Origin of the sequence: Rhodomicrobium sp. R_RK_3 (genome assembly GCF_002198715.1) — a bacterium.
Classification (GTDB): domain Bacteria; phylum Pseudomonadota; class Alphaproteobacteria; order Rhizobiales; family Rhodomicrobiaceae; genus R-RK-3.
Map to the genome: position 1 here is coordinate 22,643 of NZ_MWLK01000014.1, position 15,743 is coordinate 38,385.

Annotated in this window: 12 protein-coding genes; 7 read left to right on the forward strand and 5 right to left on the reverse strand. The window is 67.5% G+C overall.

Annotated elements, in window-relative coordinates:
• Positions 1 to 123: 123 nt before the first annotated feature.
• From BLEFHOIH_RS06695 to BLEFHOIH_RS06715, 5 genes are all read left to right on the forward strand, one after another.
• Complete coding sequence (locus tag BLEFHOIH_RS06695) at positions 124 to 1,299, forward strand: ABC transporter permease subunit (RefSeq protein ID WP_210191599.1); 1,176 nt, start codon at positions 124 to 126, stop codon at positions 1,297 to 1,299.
• A 164-nt stretch (positions 1,300 to 1,463) separates the two neighbouring features.
• Complete coding sequence (locus BLEFHOIH_RS06700; RefSeq protein ID WP_088343755.1) at positions 1,464 to 2,582, forward strand: amino acid ABC transporter permease; 1,119 nt, start codon at positions 1,464 to 1,466, stop codon at positions 2,580 to 2,582.
• Positions 2,579 to 3,325 carry an amino acid ABC transporter ATP-binding protein gene (locus tag BLEFHOIH_RS06705; protein ID WP_280950366.1) on the forward strand — a complete coding sequence of 249 codons (747 nt, stop codon included), beginning with the start codon at positions 2,579 to 2,581 and terminating at the stop codon, positions 3,323 to 3,325. The genes BLEFHOIH_RS06700 and BLEFHOIH_RS06705 overlap by 4 nt, the downstream gene beginning before the upstream one ends.
• 7 nt (positions 3,326 to 3,332) lie before the next feature.
• Entirely contained in the window at positions 3,333 to 4,556 is a 1,224-nt protein-coding gene (locus BLEFHOIH_RS06710; RefSeq protein ID WP_088343756.1) for an aminotransferase class V-fold PLP-dependent enzyme, read from the forward strand.
• Positions 4,556 to 5,623 carry a threonine aldolase family protein gene (locus BLEFHOIH_RS06715; protein ID WP_170937036.1) on the forward strand — a complete coding sequence of 356 codons (1,068 nt, stop codon included), beginning with the start codon at positions 4,556 to 4,558 and terminating at the stop codon, positions 5,621 to 5,623. The genes BLEFHOIH_RS06710 and BLEFHOIH_RS06715 overlap by 1 nt, the downstream gene beginning before the upstream one ends.
• Before the next feature lie 52 nt (positions 5,624 to 5,675).
• On the opposite strand, the gene BLEFHOIH_RS06720 is transcribed toward BLEFHOIH_RS06715, so the two are convergent.
• On the reverse strand, positions 5,676 to 6,056 hold the full coding sequence (locus tag BLEFHOIH_RS06720) for a VOC family protein (RefSeq protein WP_088343758.1): 381 nt from the start codon (positions 6,054 to 6,056) through the stop codon (positions 5,676 to 5,678).
• A 132-nt stretch (positions 6,057 to 6,188) separates the two neighbouring features.
• Between BLEFHOIH_RS06720 and BLEFHOIH_RS06725 the strand changes: the two genes are divergently transcribed.
• Entirely contained in the window at positions 6,189 to 6,824 is a 636-nt protein-coding gene (locus BLEFHOIH_RS06725; protein ID WP_088343759.1) for a LysE family translocator, read from the forward strand.
• A 133-nt stretch (positions 6,825 to 6,957) separates the two neighbouring features.
• On the opposite strand, the gene BLEFHOIH_RS06730 is transcribed toward BLEFHOIH_RS06725, so the two are convergent.
• Entirely contained in the window at positions 6,958 to 7,428 is a 471-nt protein-coding gene (locus BLEFHOIH_RS06730; protein ID WP_088343760.1) for an Lrp/AsnC family transcriptional regulator, read from the reverse strand.
• 134 nt (positions 7,429 to 7,562) lie between these two features.
• Between BLEFHOIH_RS06730 and BLEFHOIH_RS06735 the strand changes: the two genes are divergently transcribed.
• Positions 7,563 to 11,042, forward strand: coding sequence for an indolepyruvate ferredoxin oxidoreductase family protein (locus tag BLEFHOIH_RS06735; protein ID WP_088343761.1), 3,480 nt, complete (start codon positions 7,563 to 7,565; stop codon positions 11,040 to 11,042).
• Between the two features lie 8 nt (positions 11,043 to 11,050).
• Here BLEFHOIH_RS06735 and BLEFHOIH_RS06740 read toward each other — a convergent pair whose 3' ends face one another.
• From BLEFHOIH_RS06740 to BLEFHOIH_RS06750, 3 genes are all read right to left on the reverse strand, one after another.
• Positions 11,051 to 11,839: an SDR family oxidoreductase gene (locus BLEFHOIH_RS06740; RefSeq protein WP_088343762.1), complete on the reverse strand. Its 789-nt coding sequence runs from the start codon at positions 11,837 to 11,839 to the stop codon at positions 11,051 to 11,053.
• A 198-nt stretch (positions 11,840 to 12,037) separates the two neighbouring features.
• A complete protein-coding gene (locus BLEFHOIH_RS06745; RefSeq protein ID WP_170937037.1) occupies positions 12,038 to 13,630 on the reverse strand; it encodes a 2Fe-2S iron-sulfur cluster binding domain-containing protein in 1,593 nt (530 codons plus the stop codon).
• Complete coding sequence (locus BLEFHOIH_RS06750) at positions 13,579 to 15,489, reverse strand: ethylbenzene dehydrogenase-related protein (RefSeq protein WP_088343764.1); 1,911 nt, start codon at positions 15,487 to 15,489, stop codon at positions 13,579 to 13,581. The genes BLEFHOIH_RS06745 and BLEFHOIH_RS06750 overlap by 52 nt, the downstream gene beginning before the upstream one ends.
• Positions 15,490 to 15,743 lie beyond the last annotated feature (254 nt).

Consider the following 15,743-nt stretch of genomic DNA (forward strand, 5'->3'; position numbering starts at 1 on the left):
GGGTGCCGGAGGCGCCCGGGTGAGGGGGAGACACGCGCCCCGGCCGATGAAATTCACTCCCGTTGGCACGCCCGGCAAACCTGCTTAGACTAGCCGCATCCGCCCCAGCCTGCCGGCGTAACCATGTCCGAGATGTCAGCCACCGCACCCCGCCGCCGGCCGTCCGGGCGGCAATTTGCTTGGCGCGACGTCTGGCACGATCTCCGCTTCCGCGCGCTGGGCTATCAGGTCCTCGTCGTCGCGGCGATCATCGGCCTCGCGATGTTCTTCATCGGCAACGCCCAGGACGCTTTGCACAAGCGCGGCATCTCGACCGGCTTCGATTTCCTCTCGCAAGCCGCCGGCTTCGACATCGGCGAGGCTCCCATCGCCTTCACCTCCGCGGACAGCTTCCTGCGCGCCTACGCCGCCGCCGTGCTGAACACGCTAAAAGTCTCCGCCATCGGCATCGTGCTGGCGACGGTGATCGGCGTGGCCGTCGGTCTCGCGCGGCTGTCGGGCAACGCGCTGATCCGGGGTTTTGCCTCGGCCTATGTCGAGCTGTTCCGCAACACGCCGCAGCTCGTGCAATTGATCTTCTGGTACACGCTGATCGCGCAATTGCCGGTGGCGAAACAGGCGATCCCGATCTTCGACCTCGCCTTCATCAGCAATCGCGGCCTGGTGCTGCCCTGGCCATCCGACGCCGCCGCCTTCGCCCGCGTGCTGCTGGCGCTCGCGCTGGCCATCGCCGCCGCGATCCTGCTCCGGCGCAGGCAGCGGCGCAGCGGGCTCGCCGCCCTCGCGCTGATCGCCGTGGCGCCGCTCGCGGTCTGGATGCTGCACGGCGCGCCGACGGGGTTCTCGGTGCCGCGCCTGCAGGGCTTCAACTTCCAGGGCGGCGTGACGATCTCGCCGGAGTTCCTGGCGCTGCTGCTCGGGCTGTCGCTTTACATCGGCGCGTTCATCGCGGAAATCGTCCGCTCGGGCATCCAGTCGGTCGGCAAGGGCCAGCTCGAAGCGGCGCGGGCCATCGGTCTCCGCCCCCGCGACACTTATCGCAAGATCGTGCTGCCGCAAGCGCTGCGGGTGATGGTGCCGCCGGCGGCCTCGCAATATATGAGCCTCGTCAAGAACAGCTCGCTCGGCGTCGCCATCGGCTATCCGGAGCTGTTCAACGTCAACAACACCATCATCACGCTCAGCGGCCACACGATCGAGGCCATCGGCATCATGATGGCGATCTACCTGACCCTCTCCCTCGCCATCGCCGCGCTGATGAACATCTATAACCGCAGCGTCCAGATCAGGGAGCGGTAGAGGGTGCTTATACAAACCCATCCCTTCTTCGAAATCCCCGCGCAGGCGGGGATACAGTACGCCGCAGCATTCGCGGTTAGGCAGAGGGCTCACCGCGCGTTTGTGAATACTGGATCCCCGCTTTCGCGGGGATTTCGTTGGTGGGTGGGGAGAGGACTCGCACGATGACTCCCCGGCGCTCCGTCTCCGCAGCCATTCCCGGAAGCGCCGCGCCGCGGCCCGCTCCGGCTAGCGCGAGCAGCACCGGCCTCTGGCTGCGCCGCAACCTCATCGGCAGCGTGCAAAACACCATCCTGACCCTGCTCGCCCTCTGGGCCCTCTTCGTCACTCTCCCGAACATCATCGACTGGGCCATCCTCAGCGCCGTCTGGCACAACCCCGATTCCCAGGCCTGCCGCGATGCCGCCGGCGCCTGCTGGGCCGTCGTCGCGGAAAAGCACCGCGTCATGCTGTTCGGCACCTTCCCTTACGACCAGCATTGGCGCGCCGTCGCGGTGATCGTCATCGTCGTCGGCATGGCGATCCTCTCCGCCTTCCGCCGCTTCTGGTCCTACCGCCTGTTCGCCGCCTGGCTCGCCGCGACCGCCGTCATCTTCATCCTCCTGCTCGGGGGCATCTTCGGCCTCACGCCGGTCGGCACGCATCAATGGGGCGGGCTGCCGCTGACGCTGGTGCTGTTCGCGGGCACCGTCGTCGGCGGATTGCCGGCGGGGGTGCTGCTCGCTCTCGGCCGCCGCTCGTCCATGCCGGCGATCCGCGCGGTCTGCACCGGCTTCATCGAAATCGTGCGCGGCCTGCCACTGATTACCGTCTTGTTCATGGCCTCGCTGATGGTGCCGCTGTTCCTGCCGGAAGGCGTCAGCATCGACAAATTCCTGCGCGCCCAGATCGCCATGACCGGCTTCTTCGCCGCCTATGCCGCCGAAGTCGTGCGCGGCGGCTTGCAGGCGATCCCGCGCGGGCAATATGAGGCGGCGGACGCCATCGGCCTCGGCTTCTGGCAGGCGACCGGCCGCATCGTCCTGCCGCAAGCGCTCCGCATCGTGCTGCCCGCGCTGATGAACGAGATCATCCGCGCCTTCAAAAACACCACCTTCGTCAGCATCGTCGGATTGTTCGACGTGCTGCGCGCCACCTCGACGGCCTTGCAGGATCCGCTCTGGGGGCGTTTCGCCATCGAAGCTTATCTGTTCATTTTCGCGCTCTATTTCGTATTCTGTTTCTCGATGTCGGCCTATAGCCGGCATGTCGAGCGCGATCTGGCCGAGGGGCGCAATCTGTGACGGACGAGCCTGCCGCCATCGTCGAGCTGCGCGGCGTCAACAAATGGTTCGGCGATTTCCACGTGCTGCGCGACGTCAACCTGACGGTCGGGCGCGGCGAAAAGGTCGTCATCTGCGGCCCGTCCGGCTCGGGCAAATCGACCGTCATCCGCTGCATCAACCGGCTCGAGGAGCACCAGGAAGGCGACATCATCGTCGAAGGGACGCTGCTGACGCCGGATGTGCGCAAGATCGAGGCGGTGCGGCGCAAGGTCGGCATGGTGTTCCAGACCTTCAACCTCTTCCCGCATCTGTCGGTGATGGAGAATTTGACGGTCGGCCCGGTGCTGGCGCAGCGGGTGCCGGAGGCGGAAGCCGAGGCGCGGGCGATGGAATTGCTGGCGCGCGTGCGTATCCCCGAGCAGGCGAAAAAATATCCCGGCCAGTTGTCCGGCGGCCAGCAGCAGCGCGTCGCCATCGCCCGCGCCTTGATGCTCAGGCCGAAAGTCATGCTGTTCGACGAGCCGACATCGGCGCTCGACCCGGAAATGATCAACGAGGTGCTCGATGTGATGTTCGAGCTGGCGGGCGCCGGCATGACCATGATCTGCGTCACCCATGAAATGGGCTTTGCGCGCAAGGTCGCCGATCTCGTCGTGTTCATGGATGCCGGCGAGATCGTCGAAGCCGCGCCGCCGGAAGCGTTCTTCGCCGCGCCACAGAATGAGCGCACAAAGCTGTTCCTGAGCCAGATTTTGCATTGAGGCCGCCATGCAAGCCGAAGCCGAGCCCCACGCCTTCGCAAGTTTTCGTGAGGGCTTCCCCGCGCTCCGGGCGCAGACCTATCTTTCCATTTGCGACAAGACCATCCTGCACGACCGCGTGCGCGCCTCGATAAACGTCTTCCTCGACCACCTCGCCATGGCTTCGGCCAACCGCAAGGATCACGAAGTCCATGTCGCCAGCGCCAAGGCGAAATTCGCCGGGCTGGTGAACGCGCCCGCCGAGACCATCGCCGCCATCCGCAACGTCTCCGACGGCGCCAACACCATCGCCTGGGCGATGCCCTGGCGCGAGGGCGACAATGTCGTGCTGACGGTCGAGGCCGAGCACCCGAACAACATCTACCCCTGGCTCCGCCTGAAAACGCGCGGCGTCGAATGCCGCATGGTGGCGGCGCGGTCCGATGGCGGTCTCGACATCCCCGCGATGATCGCCGCCATCGACGGGCGCACGCGGGTGATGACCTGCTCCTCCGTCACCTTCGCGCCGGGGCACCGCTCGGACGTCGCCCGGCTCGGCGAAGCCTGCCGCAAGCGCGACGTTTTCCTGCTGGTCGACGGCGTGCAATCCGCCGGCATCCTGCGCCATGATTTCGACGCCGAGCCGATCGACGGCTTCGTCACCTCCACCTCGAAGGGTCTGCTCGGCCTCTACGGTTTCGGCTTCCTCTACGCCTCGCCGCGCTGGATCGACCGGCTGGAGCCGGCCTATCTCTCGCGCCCCGCCGTCATCCAGGGCACCGACGACCATTCCGCCATGGGCAATTTCGACTTTGAATTCCAGCCCGACAGCCGCCGCTTCGAAGTCGGCAGCTTCAACCTCGCGGGGGCTTACGCAGCGGACGCCTCGCTCGACCTGCTGCTGGAACTCGGCGCGGAGCGCATCGAGAAACGCGTGCTCTCCCTCGCCGCCGCGCTGCATGAGGGGCTGACCGCCATCGGCCTGCCGCCCGCCACGCCCGCCGGCGGTCCGGAGCTTTCCCACATCATGACCATCGGCAAGCTCGACGCGGGCGGTCATGGTTTTTCGAACGATCCGCTGATCGGCCCGTTGTCAGCCCATATGACCGACGGCAAGATCGTCCACACGATTCGCCGCGGCCAGCTCCGGCTGGCGCTGCACGCCTACAACAACGAGCAGGACGTCGAACGCACGATCGCCTGCGTCAGTGAGGGCCTTGCCAAGGCCCGGCAAGCATCCGAGGTTAAGTGATGACCATGCAAGACACCCGCCCCATCCGCATCGACCTCGTCAGCGACACCGCGACGCGTCCGACCCCTGGCATGCGCCGCGCCATGGCCGAAGCGCCGGTCGGCGACGAGCAGCGCGACGAAGACCCCTCCGTCAACGCGCTGACGGCGCGGGTGGCGGAACTGCTCGGCCAGGAAGAGGCGATCTTCCTGCCGTCCGGCACCATGTGCAACCAGATCGCGCTGGCGGTGCATTGCCGGCCGGGCGACGAGATCATCGCGGCGGAGAACGCCCACATCGTCACCTCCGAAGGCGCGGGCTCGGCGGTGTTCGCCAGCAGCGTCATCCGCCCGATCCACAGCGAGCGCGGCATCTTTTCCGGCCGCGAGGTAGCGGCCTTTGCGCGGGGCGCCTACGCCAAGGCGCCGCGCACGCGGGTGGTCGCGGTGGAGCAGACCAACAATCGCGGCGGCGGCAGCGTCTGGCCGCTGGAGACGCTGTCCGAGGTGGTAACGGTCGCCTCCGAGCTGAAGCTGGTGCTGCATATGGACGGCGCCCGACTGCTCAACGCCGTCGTCGCGACGGGCATCAGCGCCCGGCAATATGCCTCGCCCTTCGACAGCGTCTGGCTGGATCTGTCCAAGGGTCTTGGCTGCCCGGTCGGCGGCGTGCTGGCCGGATCGGCCGCCTTCATCCGCGAGGCCGATGTCTGGAAGCACCGCTTTGGCGGCGCCATGCGGCAGGCCGGCATCCTGGCCGCCGCCGGACTCTATGCGCTCGATAACCATGTGGATCGGCTGGCCGAGGATCACGCCAATGCGCGGCTGTTCGGCGCGCTGATCGGGGCGCTGCCCGGCATCAAGCTCGATTCCCCCGAGATCGAGACCAACCTGGTGTTCTTCGATGTCGAGGGAACCGGAAAGCGCACGCCCGAGATCGCCGAACGCCTGCTGCGCCAGGGCATCCGCATCGGTGTCGAAGGACCGACCCGGATGCGCGCGGTCACCCATCTGGATGTCGACGAAGCCGGCATCCGCGAAGCCGCCGCCGCGCTCGCCGCCGCGACGGCGGAGCGGGTGAGCGCTTAATGCAAGGATCGCGGATGGCGGCCTGGACTGGCCTGACCGCCATCCGGTTGCGTCAGGCTTCGTCGGTATCGCAATAGGCTTCGAGGCGGTAGCCGTCGGGATCGATGAGGAAGGCGGCGTAATAGCTGTCGCTATAATCCGGCCGGATGCCCGGCTTGCCGTTGTCAGTGCCGCCCGAGGCGAGGCCTGCCGCGTGGAACGCATCGACGCTTTTGCTATCGGGCGCGTCGAAGCAGAAATGCAGGCCGGATTTCGGGTCGGCCGGGACGGGATGCTCGGCCTTGAGGATCCAAAGCATGACGTCGTCCTCGCCATAGCCGAGCGCGCCGGGGCTGTCGCTGAGCAGCGTGTAGCCGAGCGGTTCCAGCGCGGCATTATAGAAGAGCTTGGACCTCTGCGGGTCGGCGACGCCGATCGAGATGTGACTGAACATGGATTTCTCCGTTTCCAGGTTGATCGTTAGACGTGCAACGTCTGATGCACTGATTCTGCTCCGCCCGGCTCCCTCGGGCTTGCTCGCCCGCCGCATCGGCGGCATCCTGGCGCGGAACAGCAGGAGCACCGCATGACCTCTTCGGCCGACCTCGCCGCCTTCGCCCTCATCGCCCTCGGCATGGTGCTGACGCCCGGCCCGAACATGATCTATCTGCTCAGCCGCTCGATCCTGCAGGGGCGGCTGGCCGGTTTCATTTCTCTGCTCGGCGTCGTGCTCGGCTTCGTCTTCTACATGGTCTGCGCCGCGCTCGGCCTGACCGCGCTGCTCTTCGCCGTCCCCTTCGCCTATGAGGCGATCAAATGGGTGGGCGCCGCCTATCTGCTCTATCTCGCCTGGACGACGGTCCGGCCCGGCGCGCGCTCGGTTTTCGAGGCCCGCAAGGACCTCGCCATCGACAGCCCGCGCAAGCTGTTCGCGATGGGCTTCTTCACCAATCTGCTGAACCCGAAGATCGCGGTGCTCTATCTGTCGCTGCTGCCGCAATTCATCGACCCGGCGCGCGGCGACGTGCTGCTGCAAAGCGTGACGCTCGGTGCGGCGCAGATCCTGGTGAGCTTTTCGGTGAACCTCACCATCGTCATGGCCGCCGGCTCGGTCGCTGCGTGGTTTTCCGCGAGGCCGGGCTGGATCAGGATGCAGCGCTGGATCATGGCGAGCGTGCTCGCGGCGCTCGCCGTGCGACTGGCGACGGAGCGGGCGCGATAGGGCTGGCTTACCGTTACCCCGCGAAAGCGGGGATTCCGTAAAGGGCAAACATAGCCGGGCGTCGGTGCCTTTGCGGCGACCGCTGCGGCGTACTGAATTCCCGCTTTCGCGGGAATGACAATAGTGGGCGGCCTCACTCCGGCAGCGGCAGCCGGCTCGTCTCCTTCACCGTATGCACCACGATGCGGGACTGCACGTCGGCGACGACGGTTTCGGCGAGGAGCTTGTCGCGCAGGAAGCGGTCGTAGCTGCGCACGTCGGCCGTCACCACCTTGATGAGATAGTCCGCCGCCCCGGTCATCAGCTCGCAGAGCACGACTTCCGGCCAATGGCTGACATTGGCCTCGAAGCGTTCCAGCGTCTCGCGGTTGGTATTGGCCAGCTTCACATAGGCGTAGACGACGAATTGCAGGCCGAGCTGCTCGCGGTCGAGCTGCGCCACCTGCCGCTTGATGATGCCCGCCTCCTGCATCCGCCTGATCCGCCGCCAGCAGGGCGACGAGCTGAGCCCGACCCGCTCGGCCAGCTCAGCCATGGACAAAGTGCAGTCCTGCTGGAGCTGGTCGAGGATGCGCAGATCGATGCGGTCAATTCCTTCCAACATCCGGCCTGTTTCCGCAAAATCCTTGCTGATTATGCAACCGCAACGGGCCAAAAGGCAAAAGATTTCGCGTATTTCGGGCTACTCTACCGATTGTGCGGCGTTTGCGATTGACGATGATTCGGAGGCGAAGCGGCATGACGGATCCAACCGTTCGACTGGACGACAAATATCTCTCCGAGAGTGGCTCCTGCCTCATTGGCGGCGTCCAGGCGCTGGTCAGACTTCCCCTCGATCAAATCCGGCGCGACCGGCTAGCCGGCCTCAACACGGGCGGTTTCATCTCCGGCTATCGCGGCTCACCGCTCGCCGGTTACGACCAGCAGCTCGCGCGCGCGAAAAAGCTGCTCGACGTCCACAACATCCATTTTCAGCCCGGCGTGAACGAGGATCTGGCGGCAACCGCCGTCTGGGGCAGCCAGCAGGTCAATCTGCATCCCGGCGCCAAGGTCGACGGCGTGTTCGGCCTCTGGTACGGCAAGGCGCCGGGCGTCGACCGCTCGGGCGATGTGTTCAAACACGCCAATATGAGCGGCACCGCGCCGCTCGGCGGCGTGCTTGCCATCGCCGGCGACGATCCGCTGGCCAAAAGCTCCACCCTCGCCAGCCAGAGCGAATTCGCCCTGATCGATAATGAAATGCCGGTGCTCGCGGCAGGCGACATCCAGGATCTGCTCGACCTCGGCCTGCACGGCATCGCCCTGTCGCGCTTCTCCGGCCTGTGGGTGGGCATATGCGCGCTGACGGATGTCCTCGACGGCTCAGCGACGGTCAACGTCGATCCGGCGCGGCTGTCCATCCTCATGCCCCCGGATGACGGCGTGGCGCGGCACATCACGCTCGCCGGCTTGCGGATGCAAGGCCGCCTTGGCGCCGAGGAGAAAATGCTGCTGGTCCGGCTGCCCGCCGCGAAGCTCTATGCCCGCCTCAATCGCCTCAACCGCGTCGTCTGGGACAGCGCCGCGCCGCGCCTCGGCATCATCGCCAGCGGCAAGAACTGGTCGGCCCTGCGCGGCGCGCTTCAGCTTCTCGGCATCGATGCAGCCGTCGCGGACCGCCTCGGCCTGCGCGTGATGAAGACTTCGATGCCCTGGCCGCTCGACGAAGCGGATATGCGCGATTTCGCCTCCGGCCTGCAATCGGTGCTCGTCGTCGAGGCCAAGCGGCCGCTGATCGAGACGCAGCTCAAGGAGCAGCTCTATCATTGGGACGCCGCCAAGCGCCCCGCTATCATCGGCAAGCGCGACCTGACCGGCGCGCCGCTGTTCTCCGAATTCGGCGATCTCGAAGCCGCCGATATCGCCGCCGTGCTGGCGAAGATGCTGCCGCCGAGCGAGCTGAGCGCACGCATGGACGAGACCGTCCACCGCCTTGAACGGCGCGAGCGCTTCGGCCATAAGCTGGCGACGCCGTCCGCGCGCCCCCCGCATTTCTGCTCCGGCTGCCCGCACAACAGCTCGACCGTCATTCCCGAAGGCAGCCGCGCCATGGCCGGCATCGGCTGCCACATCATGGCGCAGACCATGGACGGCCGCGCCGGAGACAGCTTTTCCCAGATGGGCGGCGAGGGCGTCGCCTGGCTCGGCCAGTCGCCCTTCACCGAGACCGGCCACCTTTTCGTCAATCTCGGCGACGGCACCTATCATCATTCCGGCAGCCTCGCCATCCGCGCCGCGGTCAGCGCCAAGGCGCATGTCACTTACAAGATTCTCTACAACGACGCGGTCGCCATGACCGGCGGCCAGCATGTCGAAGGCCCGTTCGGCGTTGCCGAAATCGCGCGGCAGGTCGCGGCGGAGGGCGTGGCGCGGATCGCCATCGTCGCCGAAGACCCGGGCCGGCATGATGCGGCCACGCTGCCGGCCGGCGTCAGCATCGACGGGCGCGACGCGCTCGACCGGGTGCAGCGCGAATTGCGCGATACGAGCGGGGTCACCGTGCTGATCTTCGACCAGACTTGCGCGGCGGAAAAGCGCCGCCGCCGCAAGCGCGGCGAATATCCGGTGCCACTGAAGCGCATGTTCATCAATGATCGCGTCTGCGAGGCCTGCGGCGATTGCAGCGTGCAGTCCAACTGCCTGTCGATCGAGCCGCTGGAGACCGCCTTCGGCACCAAGCGGCAGATCAACCAATCCTCCTGCAACATGGATTATTCCTGCGCCAAGGGCTTTTGCCCGTCCTTCGTCGTGGTCGAAGGCGCGGCGCTGAAGCAGCCGGAATTCGCGCCCGACGCCATCATCGCGGCGGCGGCGGCGCTCGTCGAGCCGGTGGCCACGCATGGCACCCGCGAGGTGAAAATCCTGCTGACCGGCATCGGCGGCACCGGCGTCACGACCGTTTCCGCGATCCTCGCCATGGCGGCGCATCTCGACGGGCGGCAGGTCGCGACGCTGGACGTGACAGGTCTCGCGCAAAAGGGCGGCGCGGTGCTCTCGCATCTCGCCATCGCCCCGGCGGGCGGCCCCGCGCCGATCGCCAAGATCGCGCCCGGCGGCACGGATTGCCTGATCGCGGGCGACCTCGTCGTCTCCGCCGGGGAAGCCTGCCTGACGCTCTGCGATCCGGGCCGCACCTTCGCCGTCGCGGACGAGGAGATCGCTCCGACGGCGGATTTTGTGCTGCACCAATCGCTCGCGTACCGCACCAGCCGCCCGGCCATGCGCCTGCGCAACGCCGTGCATGAGCTGACGGCGCAGCCGGTCGCCAGCGTCGCCAAGCGGCTGCTCGGCGACACGCTCTACGCCAATATGATGCTGACCGGCATGGCCTTTCAGCGCGGGCGGCTCCCGCTGTCGCTGGCGGCCATCGAGAGCGCCATCGCGCTGAACGGCACGGCGGTGCCGGCCAATCTCGCGGCCTTCCATGCCGGACGGCTGCTGGCCGCCAAGCCGGAGGCGCTGCCCGGTTTCACCGCACCCGTCGCCGCGCCCGCCGAGGATCTGGATGCACTGATCGAACGCCTGGCGGGCGAACTCGCCGCCTATCAGAACGCCGCCTATGCCGAGCGCTTTCGGGCGCTGGTCGCCCGCGTCCGCGCGGCGGAAACGAAACTGGGCGGCGCGAAGCGTCTGGCGCTGACCGAGGCCGTCGCGCGCAGCGGCTTCAAGCTGATGGCCTATAAGGACGAGTACGAGGTCGCGCGGCTCTATGCCGATCCGGCCTTCAAGGCCAAGCTCGCGGCGAGCTTCGAGGACGGCGGCAAGCTCAGCGTGCAGCTTGCGCCGCCACTGATCAGCGGCATCGATCCCGCGACCGGCCGTCCGCGCAAAATCACCTTCGGCCCCTGGATCTTCACCGCCTTCACGCTGCTTGCGAGGTTCAAGCCCCTGCGCGGCACCCCCCTCGACCCGTTCGGCTGGACCAAGGAGCGCCGCGCCGAACGCCGGCTCGCCGAGAACTATGAGCGGACCATCGACGGCCTGCTGCCCGCGTTGACCTCCGCCAATCTCGGCGTGGCGATTGCCATTGCCCAGCTTCCGCAGCAGATCCGTGGCTACGGCCCGGTCAAAGCCGCGCGCATGGCCGAGGCGGAAGCGCTCGAAGCTCAGCTCCTCGCCCGCTTCCGCTCACCGGACAAGCGCCCCGGCGATGCAGCCCACCTGATCGCCGCGGAATAATCAGCCGGTCACAGGCTGTCGACCACGCCGCCATCGACACGCAGCGCGGCGCCGGTGGTCGCGGAGGCCTGGGGCGAGGCGGTGTAGACCACCAGATTCGCCACCTCCTCGGCCGTCGCCATGCGGCGGATGATCGTGCTTGGACGGTTGGTGAGGACGAAGGCCTCGCCGGCGGCTTCGACCGAGCCGAGACGCTCGGTGTCCTCCTTCAGCATCCCGATGACGCCTTCCGTGATGGTCGGCCCGGGCAGCACGGCGTTCACCGTCACGCCCGTCCCGGCAAGCCGCTTGGCCAGACCGCGCGAGACCGAGAGGTTGGCGGTTTTGGTAAGGCCGTAATGGATCATGTCGGCGGGAATGTTGAGGCCGGATTCGGAGGACAGGAAAATGATCCGGCCCCAGCCGCGCTCGACCATCCCCGGCGCATAGGCGCGCGCCAGACGGATGCCGGACATGATGTTGGTGTCGAAATAGCGCTGCCACTCGCTGTCGGGGATCTCGAAGAAATCCTGCGGGCCGTAGACCCCGAGATTGTTGACCAGAATGTCGGCGCTGGGCTCGGCCGCGACCAGCGCCGCGCAGCCTTCCGCCGTGGCCAGATCCGCCGCGAAGCCACGGAATTTTCCGCCCGCCACCTCATCCGCCAGGGCCGCGAGAGCCTTGTCCACGGCCCCCTGCTTGCGGCCGTTGACGACCACGGTGGCGCCGCTTTCGCCGAGCCCCTTGGCGATGGCGTAGCCGATGCCGAGCGTCGAGGCGCTGACGATGGCGGTCTTGCCGGACAGGTCGATTATCATGGGGATGCCTTTCTTGCTGCGCGAATGCGCCGGTCGATGGGTCGCGCAAGAAGATGGCCCCTCGCAGCGCCCGCGTCAAAGGGGGCGCCGCATTATGGCGAGGCGAAAATTAACCATCGTGCCGGCGCCTTGGCGGCCGCCCGAGCGACGCGTCGGCGTCGGGGGCGGCCGCCTGTGGCCGGCGAGGTTCGCGCGGGGCTACTTTGCGATGCGGCCGTGCTGCCGGGCGAATTCGATGAGGTCGCTGAGCTGCGCGCCGGCATAGTGCGGCGATTCGGGGTCGACCGGCGTCTGAGGCGGCCGGGGGCGCGCCGGCGGTTGCGGCTGGCGCATCGGCCGTGGGCGGGCCTCCTCGGCGTGCTGGGCGCGCGGCGGCGGCGGAAGCTGCCGGGGATGCGGCTGCGGCCGATGGGGCCTCGGGGGAGGCGGTGGAAGCGTCTCCTCCGCCTGGACGTCATCGAGCGCCTCCTGCAACGACGTCGGCCGGCGCTGCGGCCGCTGGCTGTGGGCCCGCAGCGGCGGGAAGATCTCCATCGGCGGCCCAAGATCGGGCTGCGGCCGGCCGACCGGATCCCTGGCTGGCGGTGGCGGCGCGGGCCTGTCCTCGGCACGCGGCTGCATGTCCACACGGTCCGGGGCCGGAAGCGCGAGCCGCTGCGGCGGGCGCGCCTGCTGCCGTGGCGGGGCGGTGGGCACCGCCTCCTCCGTCTGCTGGCGCAGGGGGGAACGGGGGCGGCGCGCCGGCTTTGCTTCCTGCGCCTCCGTCTGCTGCTGCTTGGGCTTTTCCAGCAGCGGGCGCGCAATCGGCGAGCCGAAATGGCAAAGCTGGTCGAGCGCCCAGGCCAGCAAGCCCTCATAGGTATCGTCGCCTTGCGCGACGAAGGGGTCGGCATAGAAACTCGCCCCGGCCTCCGCCGCCTTGGCCTTGATCGCCTCGACCATGGGCGGCGCACCGCAGGCATAGACGATGTCGTCGGGGGTCAGCGCCGGCATGTGGTCGGTCGGCCGGCCGCGGCGAACCGTGACGTTCGGCGGGGCGTGGTCGGCGACCGGGAGGATGATGACGCCGGGATGATACCGGAGCCGGCGCGCGGCGGGGCCCATATAGAGCGACTCGTACGTCTTGGCGGCGGGGATCATGACGATCTTGCGCAGGGGGTTCTCGAGCAGCGCCGCTTCCGCGATCGCCCAGATCGGCGCAAAGCCCGTGCCGCTGCCGATCAGCACCAGCCGGTTCGGCAGATTGGGCCGCAAATAGGCGGTGCCGAACGGGCCCTCGAGCCGGACCGGATGGCCGATGGCGATCTGGCCGCCGAAGGACGACGACACCCGCCCGCCCGGCACCACCCGCACATGCAGCCGGATGCCGCCATCGCTCTTCTCCGGCGTCATCGGCGCGGTCGGGCTGAAGCAGCGCGCCGGAAAGCCGCGAAAGCGGAATTTGTAATATTGCCCCGGCAGATATTCGACCGGCTTGGCGAGGCTGATGCGCACCTCGACCACATCGGGCGCCAGCGGGCGCAGGCCGGTGACGATGCCGCGCGTCGTCACGATATCCGGCACCGGCTCGACCAGCAGCTCCAGATCGGTGATGACGCGCGCCTGGCAGGCCCGCACCGTTCCGGCTTCGCCGCCGTCACCGCCGAAGGTCAGGCCCTTCAACACGCGCAGCTCGCAGGTGCCGCATTGGCCGGCGCGGCAATCGTGCGGGATTTCGATGCCGTTGACCAGCGCCGCGTCTAAAAGGACGTCACCCCGCTTGGCGGAGAATTTCTGACCATTGACGGACACTGTGCAGCTTTTTTGCATGTATTCACCTGAAGACGTATCGGCCTGATGTGACGTGTATGGCGGGTCTGGGAGTGGTCGAAGACAGCGACCCGCAAATAGCTGTCGGTCTTGATTGGGACATCGAAACGGCTGCGCGTATCCAGCCGGCGGACGACTTCCAGCACCCAGCGCCCGGCCGCCCATTTCGCCGCGCAAGCCAGGTCGGCGCGGTCGCCGCTGGCGTCCCCAGCCGCGATGATGCCGGGTATGATGGTGCCGACCGGAATGGCGTCGTCGAGCGCCTTGGAATAGGGCACCGACTCCGAGGCCGGCAGCCACCATTTCGCTCCGTCGCTTTCTCCCCGGTCCGGATCGAGGTCGACGGCGCCGAGCGCCCGGTCGGTCTCGGCAAGGTTCTTCGGCAGGCGCAGCGGCTGCAGCGCGGTGTCATAGCCCCCGATCCGGCGCTCCTTGAAATTCAGCCCCACCGGCGCGGTACCGGGGTCGGGCACGAAGCCGCCCTTATAGGCTTCCACGCCGTCGAGCTCGGCCTGGGTCGGCTGGGCGGGGGGCCCGAAATGGCTGTCGTCCACCCAGCCCGAGCCGGTGCCGCCGGTCGCGTGCCACTGCCAGACGTCGACCATGCTGCCGTCGGTCGTGTAGTGCAGGCCGCGGCCCGAGGCGCTCGGCGGCGCGTCGGGGATCGGTTTGTGGCCGGCGTGGAAGGTGCGGTCGCCGGGGATCAGCGTGTAGCCGGGCGCGATCAGCACCGCCAGCTTGTCCTCGAAAAACGCGTTGGCATCCTCGAGGTCGAACCTGTCGTGGACCAGCATCCAGCCCGCCTTGGTCTTGGCCAGGGGCAGGTGCTTGAGCGACCGCGTCGGATCGGTCCAGACGAAGGAGAAATAGGCGTTGGTGCCGTCATGCACGGCACGGATCTCGACGATGGTGCCGCCCGCGCCGTTCAGATTGGCGCCCTGCTGGGTGCGCACTAAGACCGGCTCGGCGTCGCTCCAGACCCGGTCCGAGATGTCGCCGTCGATCGCCGGGCCATCATTGCGCTCGATCTCTTCGATGACGAGCGTGTCGCGGCCGACATGGTCGAGCGACATCAGCACCGCCATCGCCGCCATGCCGCCGCCGATGGCGACCACCAGCGGATGGGCGTGCAGCACCTCGCCGGGGCGGCCCCGCCGCGCCGGGAGCGGCACCACTGAGGGCGGGTGCCTGGAGCTTATCTGGGGATGGACGGTTGGCGCAGGGAGACGCGAGGCAGCGGCTCTGTCCCTCATCGCCGCCTCGGCGAGCAGCTCGAACGGATCGAACGGGGGCGGCGGCGGGGCGAGACGGCCGGGGACGAAGATGCGCAGGAGCTGGCGCGCTCCGCCGATGGCGTGGTGCATCAGGAGATGCGCCGGCAGATAGGCGATGACGATCCAGGTGCCGAGAAAATGCAGGTCGGCGACCATGCCGGCATAGCCGAGATAGAGCAGGATGCCGGTGACCAGCTCCAGCAGGATGGTCAGGAAGAAGATCCAATAGAAGATGACGTTGATCGCGCCGAGCCGGGCGCGCTTGCTGCCGGCGAGCCCCGACAGCCGCGCCCTATCGGGCTTGATGCGCCGGGAAAGGCCGGTCCTGGCGAGATAGATCGCGTAGGACACCGCCAGCCCGAACAGCAGGGCCCCGGCCGGAATATGCCAGGTCCACACCGCCGATTGCGGCAGGATGAGATCGAACGCCTGCAGCCAGGTCATGTCATAGGGCGAGCCGATCGCGATCCGCAATCCGGTGGTCACCGCGACAAGGAGCAAGCCGACCAGCGTCCAATGCAACAGGATCGTACCCAGGTCGGTCTTTCGGATCGCCCGGCGGGCCATATCAGCTCATCTCTTCGACTGTTCGCACACAGCAAGAATCATCGTCGCCGGACGCGGATCGTTCGGCGCGGATAAGGCCAGAAGCTATTTGGCGGCGATTGTTGTCGTTGGAATTCTTCGCCCGGCAGCCCCGAGCGCATGTGTGAACCCTAACCAGAAATTGGGGCGAAGTCCCGACGGCATTGCGTGGGGAGTTGGGCAATTTCTGCACTGCAAAATCGAAGTGTCATAAGGCGGAACGGGATGGCGGCGCC

Excerpts from the sequence above, each read along its gene's own strand:
- BLEFHOIH_RS06695 (WP_210191599.1), top strand. The coding sequence starts at position 124 with ATGTCCGAGATGTCAGCCACCGCACCCCGCCGCCGGCCGTCCGGGCGG.
- BLEFHOIH_RS06700 (WP_088343755.1), top strand. The coding sequence starts at position 1,464 with ATGACTCCCCGGCGCTCCGTCTCCGCAGCCATTCCCGGAAGCGCCGCG.
- BLEFHOIH_RS06710 (WP_088343756.1), top strand. The coding sequence starts at position 3,333 with ATGCAAGCCGAAGCCGAGCCCCACGCCTTCGCAAGTTTTCGTGAGGGC.
- BLEFHOIH_RS06715 (WP_170937036.1), top strand. The coding sequence starts at position 4,556 with ATGACCATGCAAGACACCCGCCCCATCCGCATCGACCTCGTCAGCGAC.
- BLEFHOIH_RS06720 (WP_088343758.1), bottom strand. The coding sequence starts at position 6,056 with ATGTTCAGTCACATCTCGATCGGCGTCGCCGACCCGCAGAGGTCCAAG.
- BLEFHOIH_RS06725 (WP_088343759.1), top strand. The coding sequence starts at position 6,189 with ATGACCTCTTCGGCCGACCTCGCCGCCTTCGCCCTCATCGCCCTCGGC.
- BLEFHOIH_RS06730 (WP_088343760.1), bottom strand. The coding sequence starts at position 7,428 with ATGTTGGAAGGAATTGACCGCATCGATCTGCGCATCCTCGACCAGCTC.
- BLEFHOIH_RS06735 (WP_088343761.1), top strand. The coding sequence starts at position 7,563 with ATGACGGATCCAACCGTTCGACTGGACGACAAATATCTCTCCGAGAGT.
- BLEFHOIH_RS06740 (WP_088343762.1), bottom strand. The coding sequence starts at position 11,839 with ATGATAATCGACCTGTCCGGCAAGACCGCCATCGTCAGCGCCTCGACG.
- BLEFHOIH_RS06750 (WP_088343764.1), bottom strand. The coding sequence starts at position 15,489 with ATGGCCCGCCGGGCGATCCGAAAGACCGACCTGGGTACGATCCTGTTG.